At 69.7% G+C, this 16095-nt stretch carries 17 protein-coding genes; 7 read left to right on the forward strand and 10 right to left on the reverse strand.

What is annotated here, in order from left to right; translation table 11 throughout:
- The 6 genes from ACP2AD_RS07605 to ACP2AD_RS07630 are packed head-to-tail and all read right to left on the reverse strand — an operon-like array spanning position 1 to position 5763.
- The gene (locus tag ACP2AD_RS07605) at positions 1-753 is read right to left on the reverse strand and encodes a HesA/MoeB/ThiF family protein (RefSeq protein ID WP_425229482.1); all 753 of its coding nucleotides are present in this window, start codon (positions 751-753) and stop codon (positions 1-3) included.
- Positions 750-1187, reverse strand: coding sequence for a dUTP diphosphatase (dut, locus tag ACP2AD_RS07610; RefSeq protein WP_425229483.1), 438 nt, complete (start codon positions 1185-1187; stop codon positions 750-752). The genes ACP2AD_RS07605 and dut overlap by 4 nt, the downstream gene beginning before the upstream one ends.
- A complete protein-coding gene (gene coaBC, locus ACP2AD_RS07615; protein ID WP_425229484.1) occupies positions 1184-2368 on the reverse strand; it encodes a bifunctional phosphopantothenoylcysteine decarboxylase/phosphopantothenate--cysteine ligase CoaBC in 1185 nt (394 codons plus the stop codon). Before coaBC ends, dut begins: the two co-directional genes overlap by 4 nt.
- A complete protein-coding gene (locus ACP2AD_RS07620) occupies positions 2365-3450 on the reverse strand; it encodes a hypothetical protein (RefSeq protein WP_425229485.1) in 1086 nt (361 codons plus the stop codon). Before ACP2AD_RS07620 ends, coaBC begins: the two co-directional genes overlap by 4 nt.
- 32 nt (positions 3451-3482) lie before the next feature.
- Positions 3483-5024: a 2-polyprenylphenol 6-hydroxylase gene (gene ubiB, locus ACP2AD_RS07625; RefSeq protein WP_425229486.1), complete on the reverse strand. Its 1542-nt coding sequence runs from the start codon at positions 5022-5024 to the stop codon at positions 3483-3485.
- A gap of 7 nt (positions 5025-5031) precedes the next feature.
- A complete protein-coding gene (locus ACP2AD_RS07630) occupies positions 5032-5763 on the reverse strand; it encodes a class I SAM-dependent methyltransferase (protein WP_425229487.1) in 732 nt (243 codons plus the stop codon).
- Between the two features lie 63 nt (positions 5764-5826).
- Here ACP2AD_RS07630 and mutM point away from each other — a divergent pair, with 63 nt between their 5' ends.
- The 3 genes from mutM to dnaA all read left to right on the forward strand — a co-directional run bounded on the left by mutM (position 5827) and on the right by dnaA (position 8795).
- Positions 5827-6642, forward strand: coding sequence for a bifunctional DNA-formamidopyrimidine glycosylase/DNA-(apurinic or apyrimidinic site) lyase (gene mutM / locus ACP2AD_RS07635; protein ID WP_425229488.1), 816 nt, complete (start codon positions 5827-5829; stop codon positions 6640-6642).
- 101 nt (positions 6643-6743) lie between these two features.
- A complete protein-coding gene (rpsT, locus tag ACP2AD_RS07640; protein WP_425229489.1) occupies positions 6744-7007 on the forward strand; it encodes a 30S ribosomal protein S20 in 264 nt (87 codons plus the stop codon).
- A 399-nt stretch (positions 7008-7406) separates the two neighbouring features.
- Positions 7407-8795 carry a chromosomal replication initiator protein DnaA gene (gene dnaA / locus ACP2AD_RS07645; protein ID WP_425229490.1) on the forward strand — a complete coding sequence of 463 codons (1389 nt, stop codon included), beginning with the start codon at positions 7407-7409 and terminating at the stop codon, positions 8793-8795.
- Positions 8796-8809: 14 nt separating this feature from the next.
- Here dnaA and ACP2AD_RS07650 read toward each other — a convergent pair whose 3' ends face one another.
- The 4 genes from ACP2AD_RS07650 to secB form a co-directional block, all read right to left on the reverse strand.
- Positions 8810-9868 carry a CAP domain-containing protein gene (locus ACP2AD_RS07650; protein ID WP_425229491.1) on the reverse strand — a complete coding sequence of 353 codons (1059 nt, stop codon included), beginning with the start codon at positions 9866-9868 and terminating at the stop codon, positions 8810-8812.
- 98 nt (positions 9869-9966) lie between these two features.
- Positions 9967-10971 carry a tryptophan--tRNA ligase gene (gene trpS / locus ACP2AD_RS07655; protein WP_425229492.1) on the reverse strand — a complete coding sequence of 335 codons (1005 nt, stop codon included), beginning with the start codon at positions 10969-10971 and terminating at the stop codon, positions 9967-9969.
- A 5-nt stretch (positions 10972-10976) separates the two neighbouring features.
- Complete coding sequence (gene murJ / locus ACP2AD_RS07660) at positions 10977-12548, reverse strand: murein biosynthesis integral membrane protein MurJ (protein ID WP_425229493.1); 1572 nt, start codon at positions 12546-12548, stop codon at positions 10977-10979.
- 99 nt (positions 12549-12647) lie between these two features.
- Entirely contained in the window at positions 12648-13145 is a 498-nt protein-coding gene (gene secB, locus ACP2AD_RS07665) for a protein-export chaperone SecB (protein WP_425229494.1), read from the reverse strand.
- A 148-nt stretch (positions 13146-13293) separates the two neighbouring features.
- Here secB and ACP2AD_RS07670 point away from each other — a divergent pair, with 148 nt between their 5' ends.
- From ACP2AD_RS07670 to ACP2AD_RS07685, 4 genes are all read left to right on the forward strand, one after another.
- Positions 13294-13944 (forward strand): Tim44/TimA family putative adaptor protein, encoded by a 651-nt coding sequence (locus tag ACP2AD_RS07670; protein ID WP_425229495.1) that lies wholly within the window; start codon positions 13294-13296, stop codon positions 13942-13944.
- Between the two features lie 40 nt (positions 13945-13984).
- Positions 13985-15256, forward strand: a complete 1272-nt coding sequence (locus ACP2AD_RS07675) for a murein transglycosylase A (RefSeq protein WP_425231117.1) — start codon at positions 13985-13987, stop codon at positions 15254-15256.
- Between the two features lie 25 nt (positions 15257-15281).
- Positions 15282-15797 carry a Smr/MutS family protein gene (locus ACP2AD_RS07680; protein ID WP_425231118.1) on the forward strand — a complete coding sequence of 172 codons (516 nt, stop codon included), beginning with the start codon at positions 15282-15284 and terminating at the stop codon, positions 15795-15797.
- Between the two features lie 128 nt (positions 15798-15925).
- The gene (locus ACP2AD_RS07685; protein WP_425229496.1) at positions 15926-16084 is read left to right on the forward strand and encodes a hypothetical protein; all 159 of its coding nucleotides are present in this window, start codon (positions 15926-15928) and stop codon (positions 16082-16084) included.
- Positions 16085-16095 lie beyond the last annotated feature (11 nt).

The following is a 16095-nucleotide window of genomic DNA, read 5'->3' on the forward strand; positions in this document are numbered from 1 at the left end:
TCAGCGGCCGCAGCAGGGACACCCCGGATCCTTGGGCAGCGTCAGCGTCCGGAACCTCCAGGCTAGCAAGTCGACCAGCAACAGCTTGCCCGCCGGGTCGTCACCGAACGGCACGATCGCGCGAATCGCCTCCAGCGCGGCGAGGCTGCCCAGCACGCCGGTGATGGGGCCGAGCACGCCAGCTTCCGCACAGCTCGCCTCCGCGCGATCGGGCGCGTCGCCGACGAAGCAGCGGTAGCACGGTCTGTCCGTCTCCCAGCCGCGATAGACCGCGAGCTGCCCCTCGAACTGCCCGACCGCGGCGGAGACGAGCGGGATGCGCAGCCTTAGCACCGCATCGGCCACTGCGAGGCGGGTCGCGAAATTGTCGCAGCCGTCGATTACCACGTCGGCGTCGGCGAGCAGCGCCCCGGCATTCGCGGCGTCGAGCCGCTCGGCCACCGGCGCGACCCGCACTTCCGGGTTGAGGCGGCACGCGGCGCGCCCGGCCTCGGCCGCCTTCGGCCGGCCCAGCAACGCCGAGTCGAACACCACTTGCCGCTGCAGATTGGACAACTCTACACGGTCATTGTCGACGATCACCAGCCGCCCGACTCCCGCCGCGGCGAGATACTGGATCACCGGCGACCCGATCCCGCCCGCGCCGATCACCGTGACACTCGCCGCCTTGAGCTGCGCCTGCCCGGCGCCGCCGATCTCCTTGAGCACGATCTGGCGGGCGTAGCGGTCCAGCTCCGCGTCGGAGAGCGTCACACCCCGGTCGAGCCGAACCCGCCGCTGCCGCGCACGGTGTCGTCGAGCGCGTCCACCTCACGCAACGTGGCGCGGAGCACCGGCGCGGGCACCAGCTGCGCGACGCGGTCGCCGCGGCGGATCGCGAAGGGCTCGCCGCCGAGATTGGCGAGGATCACCTTGACCTCGCCGCGATAGTCGCTGTCGATCGTGCCGGGCGTGTTGAGACACGTGACGCCGTGCTTGAGCGCCAGGCCGGAACGCGGGCGGACCTGCACCTCACAGCCGTCCGGGATCGCGAGCGCGAAACCGGTGGCGACCGCGTGGCGTGCCCCGGGGGCGAGGGTGAGGTCTTCCGCCGCAACCACATCCATCCCGGCCGCACCGTCCGTCGCATAGGCGGGAAGCGGCAGGCCCGCGCCGTGCGGCAGCCGCCTGATCTCGATCGCGATCATGCCAGCGCCGCCGCCATTCGCGCGACCAGCCGCCGCGCGACCTCGTCCTTGGGTCGCCTTTCCCACCCTTCGACCCCGTCGGCGGTGACGAGGTGGACGGCGTTGCCGTCACTGCCGAAGACGTCCGATGACACGTCGTTCGCGACGATCCAGTCGCAACCCTTGCGCGCGCGCTTGGCAATGGCGTGCTCGACGACCCGCTCGGTCTCCGCCGCGAAGCCGATCAGCAGCCGTGGGCGGTGCGGCGAGGCGGCGAGGGTGGCGAGAATGTCCGGGTTCTCGACCAACGTCAGCGCAGAGGCCGTGCCGCCCTTCTTAACCTTCTGCGCCGCCGCCTCGACCCGCCAGTCGGCGACGGCGGCGACCATCACCGCGGCGTCGGCGGGCAGCGCCGCGGCAACCGCCGCCGCCATATCGCGGGCGCTTTCGACATCGATCCGGGTCACCCCGGCCGGCGTCGGCAGCGCTACCGGCCCGGCGACCAGCGTCACGTGCGCGCCCGCCGCGGCGGCGGCGGCGGCGATTGCGAAGCCCTGAAGTCCCGAGGAGCGGTTGGCGATGTAGCGGACGGGGTCGATCGGCTCGTGCGTCGGCCCGGCGGTGACCAGGACGTGGCGCCCCGTCAGCGGTCCAGCCGGCCCAGCCCCCGGGCTGAGCAACTTTTCGATAGCCGTCACGATCGCGGCTGGTTCGGGGAGGCGGCCGGGTCCGTACTCGCCGCACGCCATTGGTCCCTCGCCGGGCTCCAGCACCGTCACGCCGTCGTCTCGCAGCTGCGCGACGTTGCGCTGCGTCGCGGCATGCTGCCACATCCGGACGTTCATCGCCGGCGCAGCGAGCACCGGCTTGTCGGTGGCGAGCAGCAGCGTCGTTGCCAGATCGTGAGCCCGCCCGGTCGCCATGCTCGCCAGCAGGTCGGCGGTGGCGGGGACGACGACGACCAGGTCGGCCTCGCGGCTGAGCTGGATATGCCCCATCTCGGTCTCGTCCTTCAGGTCCCACAGTGTCGTATGGACCTTGTCCTCGGACAGCGCCGCCAGCGTCATCGGCGTCACGAAATGCGCACCGCCCTCGGTCAGCACGCAGCGTACGCGATGCCCGCCCTTGCGCAGCAGCCGGATCAGCTCGCACGCCTTGTACGCGGCGATGCCGCCGCCGACGATCAACAGGACCTGGCTCATGGCGTCACCCGTCGCACGGTGATCCGCCGCCTGTCGAGCGCGGCCGCGATCAGGTCGCGGAGCATGTCGGGCACGAAGGCGAGCCCGATCAGCAGGATCGGCGCGGTCAGCAGCCCCCAATAGAAGGTGTCGAGCCGCCCGGCGGTGGCGAGCAGCAGCGCATACGCCAAGAGCGTTGCCGCCGCCCGCGTCGCGACCGGCGCAGCCCAGGCGGTCCACCCCGCCAATGTCAACGCGACCAGCGGGGCGGCAAACGCCAGCGGCAGCAGGCTGAGCGCGGTCGACGCATACCAGGTCCGCACCACATAGCCCGGCCCGAGCAGCCCCGCCCAGCCCGGCGACGATGGATCGGCCGCGGTCACCACCTGCGCCACCGCCCAGGCGTGGAGCGCGACCACCGTCGCCAGCGCCGCCAGCGCCGCTGCCCAGCCGATCGCCTCGCGCCGGTCGCCCTCGCGCCAAGCGTAAAGGCCCATCACGACGAGGTACGCCGCCGCCGTCTCGCGGATCAGCGCCGCGGCCAGCGCCCAGCCCAGCGCCTCCAGCCACCGCCCCGGCGCATGGCGCGCCAGCGACAGTGCGATCAGCAGTCCGGCCCAGATCTCGTGAAACGCGGCAAGCTCGACCTGCCAGCACGCAACCGCGCCCCCCGCCAGCAACAATGTCGCCGCGACCGCGCCGAACGGCCGCCGGAACGCCTCGCGGAACCGCTCGACCCACGCGAGCGCGACGCCGATCGCCAGCGTGTAGAGCAGCATCGGCGTGACGATCGGCGGCAGCCACGCCTCGACGACCGCCAGCGTCGGCAGGCGGAAAGTGACGAACGGCCTGAGCGGATAATGCCCGACCCGCAGCGCATCGGCGGTCGAGGCATAATAGCTGCCGCCGTGGCGCACCGCATCGACGATGCCGGTGTAGAGCTGAACGTCGCTCCCTGCCTGAGCCCCGTCGCTCGCCCCAGTCGGGTCGGCGGCGATCAGCGCGGTCCAGCTCAGCAGGATCAGCGCCGCAATCACCGCCAGCGCCACGCGCGCCTGCGCCTGCGTCAGCGCGGCAAAGCGCGACGGCGCTGTCAACAACACAGGCGCCCGTCGCCGCGACGGAGCGGGGACGGTCACCACCAGCGAAGCGCCGCCCACAGCCCCCCCGCGCCGATCGCGGCGCTCAGCAGCGCGGTCGCGGCGTAGCGCCAGCCGCCGCCCAGCCGCACCACCTCCACCGCGGCGAGCGGCGGGGCGGGGGGCTCGCCGCCTGCCGGCGGGAACCGCGCTTCGATCCGGCGGACCAGATCGGGCAGTCGCGCCAGCGTGCGGACGTCGAGGATCAGGCGATCCGCCAGCGCGGCTTCCGGTCCCAGTTCGGTTCTGATCCACTCGCGCACGAACGGCGCCGCCGTCTCCCACAGGTTGATGTTGGGATCGAGGCTGGTCGCCACCCCCTCGACCATCACCATCGTCTTTTGCAGCAGCAGCAGATGCGGCTGCGTCACCATGTCGAAGTCGCGCGTGATCGAGAACAGGCCGTCGAGCATCATCCCGATCGACATGTCCTTGACCGGCAGCCCGCGCATCGGCTCGCCGACCGCCCGAAGGGCGGTCGCAAACTCGGCGACATTATGGTGCGAGGGAACGTAGCCCGCCTCGAAATGGATTTCCGCGACGCGGCGGTAGTCGCCGGTGATAAGGCCGTAAAGGATTTCTGCCAGCCACACCCGCGCCCGGCGATCGATCCGGCCCATGATCCCGAAATCGATCGCCGCGATTCTGTCACCGGGCAGAGCGAACAGATTGCCCTGATGAAGATCGGCGTGAAAAAAGCCTTCCGCGATCGCCTGGCGCAGAAAGGCATGGATCAGCGTCCGCGCGATCTTTCGGAGGTCGAACCCTCCGGCGGCGAGCGCGGCGCGGTCAGTCAACTTGACGCCGTCGACCCAGGCCATCGTCAGCACCTTCGCGGTCGATCGCTGCCAGTCGATCTCCGGTACGACGAAATCGGGCTCGGCGGTCATCGCCTCCGCCAGCTCGCTCGCCGACGCCGCCTCGCGCCGGAAGTTCAGCTCGCGCGCTGTCCAGCGCTTGAAGGTCTCGATCGTCAGCCGCGGACGCAGGCGGCGCGCCTCGACGCTCATCGCCTCCAGCTGGGCTGCGGCCCATTGATAGGTATCGATCGCGCGCTTGAACTCGTCCTCGACGCCGGGGCGGAGCACCTTCACCGCGACGGTGCGGCCATCGGTCGTCACTGCGCGATGGACCTGCGCGATCGAGGCGGCGCCGACCGGCTCTTCCTCGAAGCTGGCGAACGCCGTCTCCAGCGGGCGGTGCAGGCTCGCCTCGACTGCCTGGCGGATGATGGCGAAGGGCAGGGCGGGGAGCTGGTCCTGAAGCCGCTGCAGGTCGAGCGCGGCGCCGTCGCCGACCAGGTCGGGGCGGGTGGCGAGGCTCTGCCCCAGCTTGATCGCGGCGGGCCCGATCGCCTGGAACGCGTCGGCGTAATGCGGCACAGCGGGTACCCGCGCGCCGAACCGCGCCAGCCGCGCCAGGCGGCGGACGGGCGCAGGGGTGTTCGGGTCGCGCTCGATCCCCCGCAGCGCGCCGTGCCGCGCCAGCGTGCGCCCCCAGCGCAGCAGCCGCCAAGTGTGGACGAGGGGGGAGGTCAACGGTTGCTCAAATCTTCCAGCCGGAATGGATCGCGACCAGCCCGCCGGCGATCGGCTCCACCGCAGTCCGCAAGAACCCGGCGTCGCGGATCATCGCCTCGAACGCAGGCATGTCGGGGAAGCGGCGAATCGATTCGATCAGGTAGCGATAGCTGTCGGCATCCCCCGCCAGCAGCCTGCCGAGCTGCGGCACCAGCCGATGCGAATAGGCGTCGTACACCTCGGCGAAGCCCGGCCATTGCGTCGTCGAGAACTCCAGGCAGAAGAAGCGCCCGCCGCGCTTCAGCACCCGATGCGCCTCGCCGAGCGCCGCGGGGATGTCCGTTACGTTCCGGATGCCGAAGGCGATGGTGTAGGCGTCGAAACTCCGGTCGGCGAAGCTCAGCGTCTCGGCGTTCTGGTCGGACCAGATCAGCGCCTCAAACCCTCGCTTCCTTGAACGCTCCATGCCGACGGCGAGCATCTCCGGGTTGATGTCGGCGACCGTCACCGCCGCGCCGCTCTCCGCCAACCGGAAGGCGATGTCGCCCGTGCCGCCGGCCATGTCGAGGATCGCTTCGCCGTCGCGCGGCTTCACCCGGCGGACGAACCGGTCCTTCCACAGCCGGTGCATGCCCCCCGACATAGCGTCGTTCATCAGGTCGTAGCGGCTGGCGACGGAAGAGAAGACGCCACCGACGCGCCGGGTCTTCTCGTCGGGGGCGACGTCTTCATAGCCGAAGGAGACGGTGTCGGTCATGTCCTGCCTCTAGAGGCGCGTCGCGGCGGTGGCAAAGCCCGGGCCCATGCTTATGTGATGCAGATGCCCGAGTTGCCCGAAGTCGAGACCACGGTGCGCGGGCTGACCCCCGTGCTGGCGGGGCAGCGGCTAGCGTCGGTGGAGCCGCGCCGCGCCGACCTCCGCAAGGCGATCCCCGTCGATCTGCGCCAGCGGCTGACCGGAGCGACCGTCACCGCGCTCGGGCGGCGCGCGAAATACGGGCTGATCGGCACCGATCGCGGCGACACACTAATCTTCCACCTCGGCATGTCGGGGCGGTGGAGGCTCAATCCCGGCACGATCGAGCCGCACGACCATCTGCTCATCGCGACGGCGGCGGGCAGGAGCCTGGCGCTCAACGACCCGCGGCGGTTCGGCTTTCTCGACCTGGTGCGGACCGACGCGCTCGACGCCTACCCGCCCTTCGCCGCGATGGGGCCGGAGCCGTTGGGTCCCGCGCTGACGGGGGCGTATCTGCTCGCCGCGCTCGGCCGCCGGACGGCGCCGATCAAGGCGATGCTGCTCGACCAGCGGATCGTCGCGGGGCTGGGCAACATCTATGTCTGCGAGGCGCTCCACCGCGCCAGGATCGCGCCCAGCCGCGCCGCGGGCCGCATCGCGTTGCCGCGGCTGGAGCGGCTCGCCGACGCGATCAAGGCGGTGCTGCAGGAGGCGATCGCCGCGGGCGGGTCGAGCCTGCGCGACTTCGCCCACCCCGACGGCGCGCTGGGCTATTTCTCAAAGCAGTTCCTGGTCTATGGCCGCGAAGGCGGGGCGTGCGCGTGCGGCGGCCCCGTCCGGCGGCGGGTGGAGGCGGGGCGCTCGACCTTCTGGTGCCCGCGCTGCCAGAGGGGCTGATGTGTTGACCACGCGCACCTCTTTGGGTAGGGCGCGGACCACGCGAGCGTGGAGGGCTGCTTCCGCGCTCCCTTTTCTTTGTATCTAGAGGTTCCAGTCGAATGGCGAACACGCCGCAAGCCAAGAAGCGCATCCGCCGCAACGATCGCCGCGCCGAGATCAACGGTGCCCGCGTCGGCCGCATCCGGACCTTCATCAAGAAGGTCGAGACGGCGCTGGAGGCCGGCGACAAGTCGACAGCCGCAACGGCGCTGCAGCAGGCGCAGCCGGAGCTGGCGCGTGGCGTTGCCAAGGGCGTGCTCCACAAAAACACGGCGAGCCGCAAGTTTGCGCGGCTGACCAAGGCGGTTGCCGCGCTCGCCTGATCCCCATCGATTTTCGGGGTTGATCAGCCCGCCGGACCAGCGTGGTCGGGCGGGCTTTTTGCTGCGCGCCCGGAACGAAGTCGCAACCCAAGGACTCACCGCGATTCGCTTAAGGCCCGTCGGCATGCCGCGGACAAAAGACGTGCAATGACAGACACTTATGCGATAGTTCGACGGTTTTCCGTCGCTGAAACCGAGTCAATCCGGTTTATTTGCGATTAGGACCGTTTGCCGGTCTTGATCGACTCAGCCGACCACGATCATAAAACCGTAACGCAGGGACGGACGTCCCGGCTGAACTAGCATCGGCACGCACACCGAAGAGCCGGGGGGCGCGGAGGAACAACGTCGTCGAAGACAACATGGCCTCACGCGGCATCGCGCGCGGGGAGGGGAGAGATGTGCGTGGGCCACGGGCAGCGACTGACGACGATTGGCGGCGGCACCGAGGTGGAGCGGGCGTGGACGAGGATCCGGGTGAGCCTGCGCGAGTCGGCGGGCGCGCGCCTGTTCGACCAGTGGCTCAAGCCGATCGAGCTGCTGACCGACTCGGACGCCGACTCCGTCCGCCTGGCGCTGCCGTCGCAATTCATGGCTGACTGGGTGCGCAGCCATTACGCCGACCGGCTGCTTCTCGAGTTCCGCGCGCACCTGCCCCAGGTTCGCGGCGTCGGCATCGAAACGCGCGTCGCGGGCGCGCAGCCGACGGTGCTGACCGCCGAGCCCGCGCCGGTCGCGGTCGCGGTACCGGCGCGGCCGCCCGCACCGCGCCCGCAGCTCGACGAGCGGTTGTGCTTCGATCGTTTCGTGGTGGCGGCGTCGAACAAGGTTGCGGTCAACGCCGCCCGCGCGCTGGCCGAACCCGGCAGCCCACGCTTTTCGCCGCTGTTCATCCATTCGACCACCGGGCTCGGCAAGACGCATCTGATGCATGCGATCGGACACAGCTTCCTCCTCGGTCAGCCCGATGCGACCGTGCTGTTCATGTCCGCGGAGCGATTCATGTACGACTTCGTCGCCGCCGTCCGCGTCCGCGACACCTTCGCGTTCAAGCAGCGGCTGCGCGCCGCCGACCTGCTGATGATCGACGACCTCCAGTTCATTGCCGGCAAGGATTCGACGCAGGAGGAATTCTTCCACACGATCAACGAGATCATGGCGGCGGGGAAGCGGCTGGTGATCTCCGCCGACCGCTGTCCGCAGGCGCTGGACGGGGTGGAGGCGCGCATCCTGTCGCGGCTCGGCATCGGGCTGGTCGCGGACATCAAGGCGCCCGACCTAGATCTGCGCCGCGCGGTGCTCGATCGCAAGATGGCCGACCTTCAGGCCGAAGTGCCGTTGCCGGTGCTCGACCTGCTCGCCGGGCGGATCACCGGCTCGATTCGTGAGCTGGAAGGCGCGCTCAACCGCATCACGGCCTATGCGCAGCTAACCGGCGATGCGATCGACCTCGACTTCGCGGTGGCGACGCTGGGCGATGCGTTGCGCGGACAGCAGCGCCGGGTCACGATCGACGAGATCCAGAAATTGGTGTCGCAGCATTTCGAGCTGAAGCCGCTCGACCTGATCAGTGCGCGGCGCGCCCGCGCCGTCGCCCGCCCCCGCCAGATCGCGATGTACCTCGCCAAGCGGCTGACGACGCGTTCGCTGCCGGAGATCGGCCGCAAGTTTGGCGGCCGCGACCATTCCACGGTGATCCACGCGGTGCGCAAGGTCGAACAATTGCGGGACACCGACCGGGAGATCGACTCGGCGGTCCGCGTGCTGCTGAGGGAACTTGAAGGCTAGGGGGTGCCCGCGCCTCAGACGATCCGGAAATAGTAGCTGTAGCTCTGCGTCGCGCCGCTGACGACCACGCCGGTGATCGTGACATCGTAGTAGGTGCCCGTCCGCAGCCCCGCGACCGCGAACTGCAGGTTGTTGGGCAGGCCATAGCCCTGATTGTCGTAGGTCTGGTTCGACACCGTCAGCGCGCTGCCGCCGCGCTGCGTCACTGTCACGCGCGCATTGGCGAAGTTGACCGTCGAGTTGGCCGAACTGTTCGGGTTACTGCTGGCGATCACGCTGAACGACAGGAGCGAGGTCGTCGCGAAATAGCGCGCCGGGTAATCCTGGTACGGATAGGCGACATAGGGCGGCAGCGTGCCATTGGCGACGCCCGAGCCCGTGTTGTTGAACACCTTGAGCGCCGCTGCGTCGCCGCGCGTCTGCGTCGGTGAGGCGCCTGCGACGCGGCCATAGGCGACACTGCCGAGGAACGGGTAGAGCAGCCAGCGGCGGTGCCCGACACTGTCGGCGACGATGTTGTTGGTCTCGGTCAGCCAGCCTGCGAGCACCTCGTCCTCGCTGATCAGCGTCAGCCCGTTGCCGAAGCCGCCGTAAAGGTTGCTCGTCGACGACCCGGTATCGCCAAGCGAGGAATAGCATTTCCACGATGTCGGCGGGGTGTGGCTGAGCGAGTCGTTCGCCGCCTGCATCAGCGCCGATGCCTGTGCCGCTGCCTCGTCCCCCGGCGAATAGGTGACGGGCGGCAGCTTGTGGAACGCGCGGATCGTATTGAGGTCCGTCAGCAGCGTATTGGTGACGCTGCTGGTGAGCTGACCGGGGGTGCAGTTCGCGATGCTCGGCCCGGCGGTATACATCGCCGCCGCCTGGGCGGTGAAGCCCGAGGCGGTCGGTGTCGGCGTTGGCGTCGCCGCCGGCGTGGGGGTCGCAGTCGGGGTTGGCGTCGGCGTGGCGGTCGCGGCCGGCGTCGGGGTGGCGCTGACCACGGCGACCGCGCCGGCGCTCGACCCGCCGCTATCGCCACAGGCGGCGACGAGGGCGATGAGCGGCAGCAGCGCGACGGTGGAAAGTTTCATGCGACGGACCATCGCCGCAGCTGGTTACCGACCGATTAACGGCAACGGTTTCAGCTACTTGCGCCGCGACGAAGCCGCGCTCCGCTGCGACGAGCGGTTCAGACCTGCAACCCCACTGCCCGCTGCGCGGCAAGCAGGGTAGGGGCGGCGAGCGCCCGGGCGCGTTCAGCCCCCCGCTCCAGCACCGCCGCCACCGCGTCGCGATCGGCGAGCAGCTGCTGCAGGCGCGTGCGGACCGGCCCAAGCTGGGCGATCGCCAGGTCCGTCAGCGCCGACTTGAAGGCGCCGAAGCCCTGTCCGGCGAAACGATCGATCACCGCCTGCACCGGTTCTCCCGCCAGCGCCGCGTAGATCGTCACCAGATTGCGCACCTCGCTGCGTCCCGCCAGCCCCGCTTCGTCGCCGGGCAGCGCCTCCGCATCGCTGCGCGCCTTGCGGAACTTGGCGGCGATCGTGTCATCGTCATCGATCAGGTTGATCCGGCTTGCATCCGACGGATCGGACTTCGACATCTTCGCCGCGCCGTCGCGCAACGACATGATCCGCGGCGCGGCCGGCGAGATGTACGGCTCGGGCAGCGTGAAGAGCGCGTCTCTAAAATCGAGGTTGAATTTGGTCGCGATGTCACGCGCCAGCTCCAGATGCTGCTTCTGGTCATCGCCGACCGGCACGTGCGTCGCCTGGTACAGCAGCACGTCCGCCGCTTGGAGGACGGGATAGTCGAACAGCGCGACCGACGCGCCCTCGCGGTTCTTGCCCGCCTTGTCCTTCCACTGCGTCATGCGATTGAGCCACCCCATCCGCGCCGTGCCGTTCAGGAGCCAGCAGAGCTCGGCATGGGCGGGGACGCGCGCCTGGTTGAACAGGATGGCGCGGTCGGGATCGATCCCGCAGGCGATCAGCGTCGCCGTCATCTCGATCAGCGACCGCAGGCGATCCGCCGGCGCGACATGCTCCGACAGCGAATGCAGGTCGGCGAGGAAAAACAGGCAATCGTCGCCCGCCTCCATTGCATCCTGCATCGCGACCCACTGCCTGATCGCACCGAGGTAATTGCCGAGATGGAGGTTGCCGGTGGGCTGGATACCGGAGACGACGCGCATGAGGATCAAGCCTTTGAGGGGCGGCGCACCAGGCCGCGCAGGTCCGCCAGCCGGAACGCCCCGAGCAGGAGCGACGCTGCGCCGTACAGCCCGCCGCCGAGCAGGACCAGCAGCGCCAGCACCCCCCAGCGCGCCAGCCCGGCGACATGCATGTGCGCCGCGAACCGGTCGGATGCGAACCACAAGGCGACCCCCATCACCACCGCCGCCGCCGCCATTCGCCACGCGCGGCGGCGGAGCTGCGCGTCGGCGACGAAGTGACCGCGCCGGGCCAGCGTGCGGTAGAGGAGCAGGACGTTGACCGTCGACGACAATGCGGTGGCGAGCGGAGGCCCGACCTGCTGCAGCGGGACGATGAAGAGGAGGTTGAGGATCAGGTTCACAATCATCGACGCGATCGCATAGCGGACCGGCGTACGGGTGTCGGCGCGCGCGTAATAGCCCGGCGTCAACACCTTGACGAGGATGTAGCTGGGCAGCCCGATCGAAAAGGCGGCGAGCGCAGCGGCGGTGTTCTGCGCCGCGATGGGGTCGAAGCGGCCGTGCTGGAACAGCGCCGCGACGATCGGCACGCCCGCGGTCACCAGCGCCGCGGTCGCCGGCAGCGTCAGGAACAGCGCCAGCTCCAGCCCGCGGTTCTGCGTCGCCATCGCCTCCGCCTCCGCGCCGCGGCCGAGCTGGGCGGAAATCGTCGGCAGCAGCACGGTGCCAAGTCCAATCCCAATCAGCCCGAGCGGCAGCTGGTTCACCCGGTCGGCGAGGTAGATGTAGGTGACCGAACCGTGCGGGAGTAGCTTGGCGGCGAGCGCGGTCGAGATGACGAGGTTGATCTGCACCGCACCCGCGCCCGCCGCCGCCGGCCAGATCAGCGACAGCAGCCGCTTCACGTCGGCGTTGAGCGTCGGGCGCCGCAGCCGCAGCCGGACGCCGTTCGACCAGCAGTTCTGGACCAGCCAGGCGAGCTGCAACGCCCCCGACACGCTGACGGCGATCGCCTGATTGCGGCTGGTCTGCAGTGGATCGACGCTGTGCAGGAACACCAGCGCCGCGATCAGGGTGACGTTGAGCAGGATCGGAGCAGCGGCGTTGACCCAGAATTTGTGCATCGAATTGAGGATGCCGCCGAGCAGTGACACCAGGCTGATCAGCGGCAGATAGGGAAAGGTCCAGCGGCACAGCTCGACCACATAGGCGAACTGTTCCGGCGTCGCGTCCTTGTACCCGAAGGTCAGGAGCCAGGTGACCGGCCAGGCGGCAAGCTCCACCGCGACCGTCATCAGCAGCAGCACCGGCAGCAGCACCGACAAGGCGTCGTCGGCAAAGGCGATGCCGTCGACCAGCCCGCGCCCTTCGGCGTCGTTCACCTTGCGATTAAACATCGGAATGAAGGCGGCCGAGAACGCCCCTTCCGCGAACAGCGCACGGAACATGTTGGGCAAGCGGAAGGCGATCAGGAACGCGTCGGACGCCAGCCCCGCGCCGGCATAGCGCGCGAACAGCGAATCGCGGATCAGGCCCAGCACGCGGCTGGCCAGCGTCAGCCCGCCGACCGAGCCCAAGGCGCGGGTGAGATTCATGGACGTGGGTTCACAACATGGACCTAGCGCATCCTCGCCGGCACGGGGAGGGGAACCACCACGCGCCGCGCGCCACTTCCCGTGCCGGGGAGGATTGCGCTACGCTGTACCCGCCGCGCCCTCGGTGCCGGTTTCCTGCGCCGCCTGCTGCTGCAGGTAGAGCTGGCCGAAGTCGATCGGCTCCAGCATCAGCGGCGGAAAGCCGCCGTCGCGCACCGCATCGGCCAGCACGCGCCGCGCGAAGGGAAACAGCAGCCGCGGCGCCTCGGCGAGCAGGAAGGGCTGGATCTGGTCGGAAGGAACGTTGCGAAAGCCGAACAACCCAGCATAGGTCAGGTCGACGATGAAGGCGACCTGACCGGCGATGTCGGCACGCGCCTCGATCTTCAGCGTCGCCTCATGCACCTCGTCGCCGACCTGCGCCGAGCCGATGTTGAACTGAACGTCGATCGCGGGCGCTTCCTGGCTCTGATAGACGGACGGCGCGGCCGGGTTCTCGAACGACAGGTCCTTGACATATTGCGAGATCATGCCCGCAGACGGCGCGGTGTCGGCGCCGTTGGCAAGCGGCTGATCGCCGGGGGTGTCGTCTGCCATGAGAAGCCCTGTTCCTCGTCAAGATGAAGCGCGCGGCCGATCGTGGAGGGCCGTCGCGTGGGAAAGCGCCGCCGCTAGCAGCGAGGGCGGAACGATTCAACGGGGCGGCGCTTTGAAACCGCGTGCACTTGGCTTATGTTGAACCGGTATGACGTTCTATATCGTGGTCCTCGGCATGGTCGCAGGCTTTTTGGCGCTGCGGCTCTACAGCGTGCTCGGCAAGCGTACCGGGCATGAGCAACGTCCGTTCGCGCGTGCCGCGGAGGATCGCGCGCTGCCGCTGACGCTGCCGCGCGCGGTGGAGCCGCTGCCGGAACCGCGCGATCCCGGTCTGAAGCCGATCGAGCCGCGCGCCGAACCGGGCATCCGCGCGATCGTCGCGGGTGAGCCCGGGTTTGACGTGTCACGCTTTCTCGACGGCGCGCAGGCGGCGTACCGGATGACGCTGGAGGCGTTCTGGCGCGGCGATGAGGCGGCGCTGGCCGACCTCTGCACGCCCGAAGTGCGCGAGCATTTCGCCGCCGCCATCGCCGCCCGCAACGAAGCGGGGGAGGTGCTCGACAACCGGCTGGTCCGGATCGACCGCGCCGCAATCGTCGAAAGCCAGGCGCAGGGGCGCGAGGCTCAGATTACAGTGCGCTTCGACGCCGATATCGCCGCCGTAACTCGCAACGCCGCGGGCGAGGTGATCGCGGGGACGCTGACCGATGCGGTCGAGACCCACGATCTGTGGACCTTCGCCCGGACGCTGAAGAGCGGCGATCCGAACTGGAAGCTTGCCGACACCGACGAAGCCTGAGGCGGTCGTGCGCCGCCTGATCGTCGTGGCCTTGGCGCTGATGCTCGCTGCGTGCGCCGGGCGCTTGGTGCCGCCCGCGGTCGATACGACGCCGCTGCCGCGCCGCAACTACCCCAGCTACCCGCGCCCGCCCGCGCCGGTCGCGCGGCCGACGGGGGCAGTGCCGCTCGGGCCGATGCCCGCGACCACTACGCCAGGCGCGACGACGGCGGCAGGAGCCGGGCTAGTCGCCGGGCCGTCGGTCGCCGCGCTGCCGATCGGGGAGGAACAGGCGGCGGTGGCGCGTGACGCGTTCCGGCTGTCCTGCCCCGGTCTTTTGCGACGGACCGATGCGACGGGGCTGACCCGGTCCGAGGACTGGCGCGCGCCCTGTCAGGCGGCGGGGCAGGGCGGCCCCGCTCTCGCCTTTTTCGCCGCGCAGTTCGAGGCGGTGCAGGTCGGCGACGGGCGCGCGTTCGCGACGGGCTATTACATTCCCGAGATCACCGCGTCGCGCGAACGGCGGCCGGGCTATGACACGCCAATCTACGCGCGGCCTACCGATCTGATCGACGTCGACCTCGGCCAGTTCAACGCCGAGCTGCGCGGCAGGAAGATTAGGGGGCGCGTCGAGGGAGCCGCCTTCGTGCCCTATTATGACCGCGCCGCAATAGAGGGCGGGGCGCTGGGCGGCCGGGCGCGGGTGCTCGCCTGGGCGGCCGATCCGGTGGCGCTGTTCTTCCTGCAAATCCAGGGCTCGGGCAATCTCCGCCTGCCCGACGGCTCGCTGCTGCGGATCGGCTACGACACGCAGAACGGTCGCGATTATACCGGCATCGGCGCGCTGATGCGGCAGCGCGGGCTGCTCGGCCCCGGGCAGGCGTCGATGCAGGGGATCGTCCAGTATCTCCACGATCACCCTGACGAAGGCGCGGCGCTGATGCGCGAGAACCGCTCCTTCGTCTTCTTCCGCGAGCTGACCGGCGGCGCGCTCGGCGCGATGGGCTATCCGGTCGCGGGCGGGGTCAGCGTCGCCGCCGACCCGAAGTTCGTGCCGCTCGGCGCCCCTGTCTTCCTGTCGATGGACCGCACCGACGCCTCGCGGCTGTGGGTGGCGCAGGACACGGGCGGCGCAATCAGGGGCGCCAACCGGATCGACACCTTCTGGGGTGCAGGCGCGCAGGCGGAGGCGATCGCAGGCGGCATGAGCGCGCACGGCACCGCCTGGCTGTTGCTGCCGGTGGGCACGCTGGCGCGGTTGCAGGGCGCGCCGTCCGGTCAGGGCGGTACGGCGCAAGGCTTCGGCAGTGACGGCCCGGCGCCTCAACGCTGACGAGGCGCAGGCCTGGGCCCGGGTGATGGCGAGCGTGCGGCCTTTGCGGGCCGTCGCTGCGAAGATGGCGGCACCCTCCGTGCCACCCGCACTCCTGCGCCCGCTTCCGGCGAACAATTCCCTCTCCCATCGGGAGAGGGACGGAGGCGCAGAGTGCCGGAAGGGTGAGGGCGAGCCACGCCGTTCCCCGCCGCACGCAACGGCCACGCTCGACGGCAGCTGGGACCGCCGCCTCGGCCGCGGCCTGGCGCAGCCCGACTCCAGCCTAGACCTGCACGGCCACACGCTCGCCTCGGCACATGCGCTGCTTGATCAAGGCCTCGATCGCGCACTGGCCCGCGGCGACCGGCTGCTCCTCCTCGTCACCGGCAAACCCCCTCGCCCAGAAAGCGAACGCCCCCATGCCCGCGGCGCGATCAGGGCCGCGGTGGCGGACTGGCTCGCCGCGAGTCGATTTGCCGACCGCATCGCCGCGGTTAGAAACGCCCACCCGCGTCACGGCGGCGCGGGGGCTTTGTATATCGTGCTCAGGCGGCGATGAGGTGCCTCCGCACTCGCGCTTCGTTAGTCACGATCACCTTGTTTGTTCTAGCGGAGTGCGCGGAACGCCGAGACGTCACCGCGCCAGCGCGAAGCTGCGTGGCTGCGCGCATGCCTAGTGGAAGAGTCATGACGGAAGGCCAGCGCAACAGGATTGCTGGTGAGTGCAACAAAGAAATCGTCGTCTGGGCAACAGCCTCAACGAAGCGCGCCTTCGGAAAGGCGTTCGACAGCCGCAGCGCGCTGGTCGAGCAAGAATATAGTGCACGCAAAGAAGCTATCATGTGAACCCTAATGCC

It is taken from the genome of Sphingomonas sp. (genome assembly GCF_965248875.1).
Classification (GTDB): Bacteria; Pseudomonadota; Alphaproteobacteria; order Sphingomonadales; family Sphingomonadaceae; genus Sphingomonas.

Coding starts and splice junctions, on each gene's coding strand:
- ACP2AD_RS07630 (WP_425229487.1), bottom strand. CDS start 5,763: ATGACCGACACCGTCTCCTTCGGCTATGAAGACGTCGCCCCCGACGAG.
- dut (WP_425229483.1), bottom strand. CDS start 1,187: ATGATCGCGATCGAGATCAGGCGGCTGCCGCACGGCGCGGGCCTGCCG.
- dnaA (WP_425229490.1), top strand. CDS start 7,407: ATGTGCGTGGGCCACGGGCAGCGACTGACGACGATTGGCGGCGGCACC.
- coaBC (WP_425229484.1), bottom strand. CDS start 2,368: ATGAGCCAGGTCCTGTTGATCGTCGGCGGCGGCATCGCCGCGTACAAG.
- murJ (WP_425229493.1), bottom strand. CDS start 12,548: ATGAATCTCACCCGCGCCTTGGGCTCGGTCGGCGGGCTGACGCTGGCC.
- ACP2AD_RS07670 (WP_425229495.1), top strand. CDS start 13,294: ATGACGTTCTATATCGTGGTCCTCGGCATGGTCGCAGGCTTTTTGGCG.
- rpsT (WP_425229489.1), top strand. CDS start 6,744: ATGGCGAACACGCCGCAAGCCAAGAAGCGCATCCGCCGCAACGATCGC.
- ACP2AD_RS07650 (WP_425229491.1), bottom strand. CDS start 9,868: ATGAAACTTTCCACCGTCGCGCTGCTGCCGCTCATCGCCCTCGTCGCC.
- ACP2AD_RS07675 (WP_425231117.1), top strand. CDS start 13,985: ATGCTCGCTGCGTGCGCCGGGCGCTTGGTGCCGCCCGCGGTCGATACG.
- secB (WP_425229494.1), bottom strand. CDS start 13,145: ATGGCAGACGACACCCCCGGCGATCAGCCGCTTGCCAACGGCGCCGAC.
- mutM (WP_425229488.1), top strand. CDS start 5,827: ATGCCCGAGTTGCCCGAAGTCGAGACCACGGTGCGCGGGCTGACCCCC.
- ACP2AD_RS07680 (WP_425231118.1), top strand. CDS start 15,282: ATGGCGAGCGTGCGGCCTTTGCGGGCCGTCGCTGCGAAGATGGCGGCA.
- ACP2AD_RS07685 (WP_425229496.1), top strand. CDS start 15,926: ATGACGGAAGGCCAGCGCAACAGGATTGCTGGTGAGTGCAACAAAGAA.
- trpS (WP_425229492.1), bottom strand. CDS start 10,971: ATGCGCGTCGTCTCCGGTATCCAGCCCACCGGCAACCTCCATCTCGGC.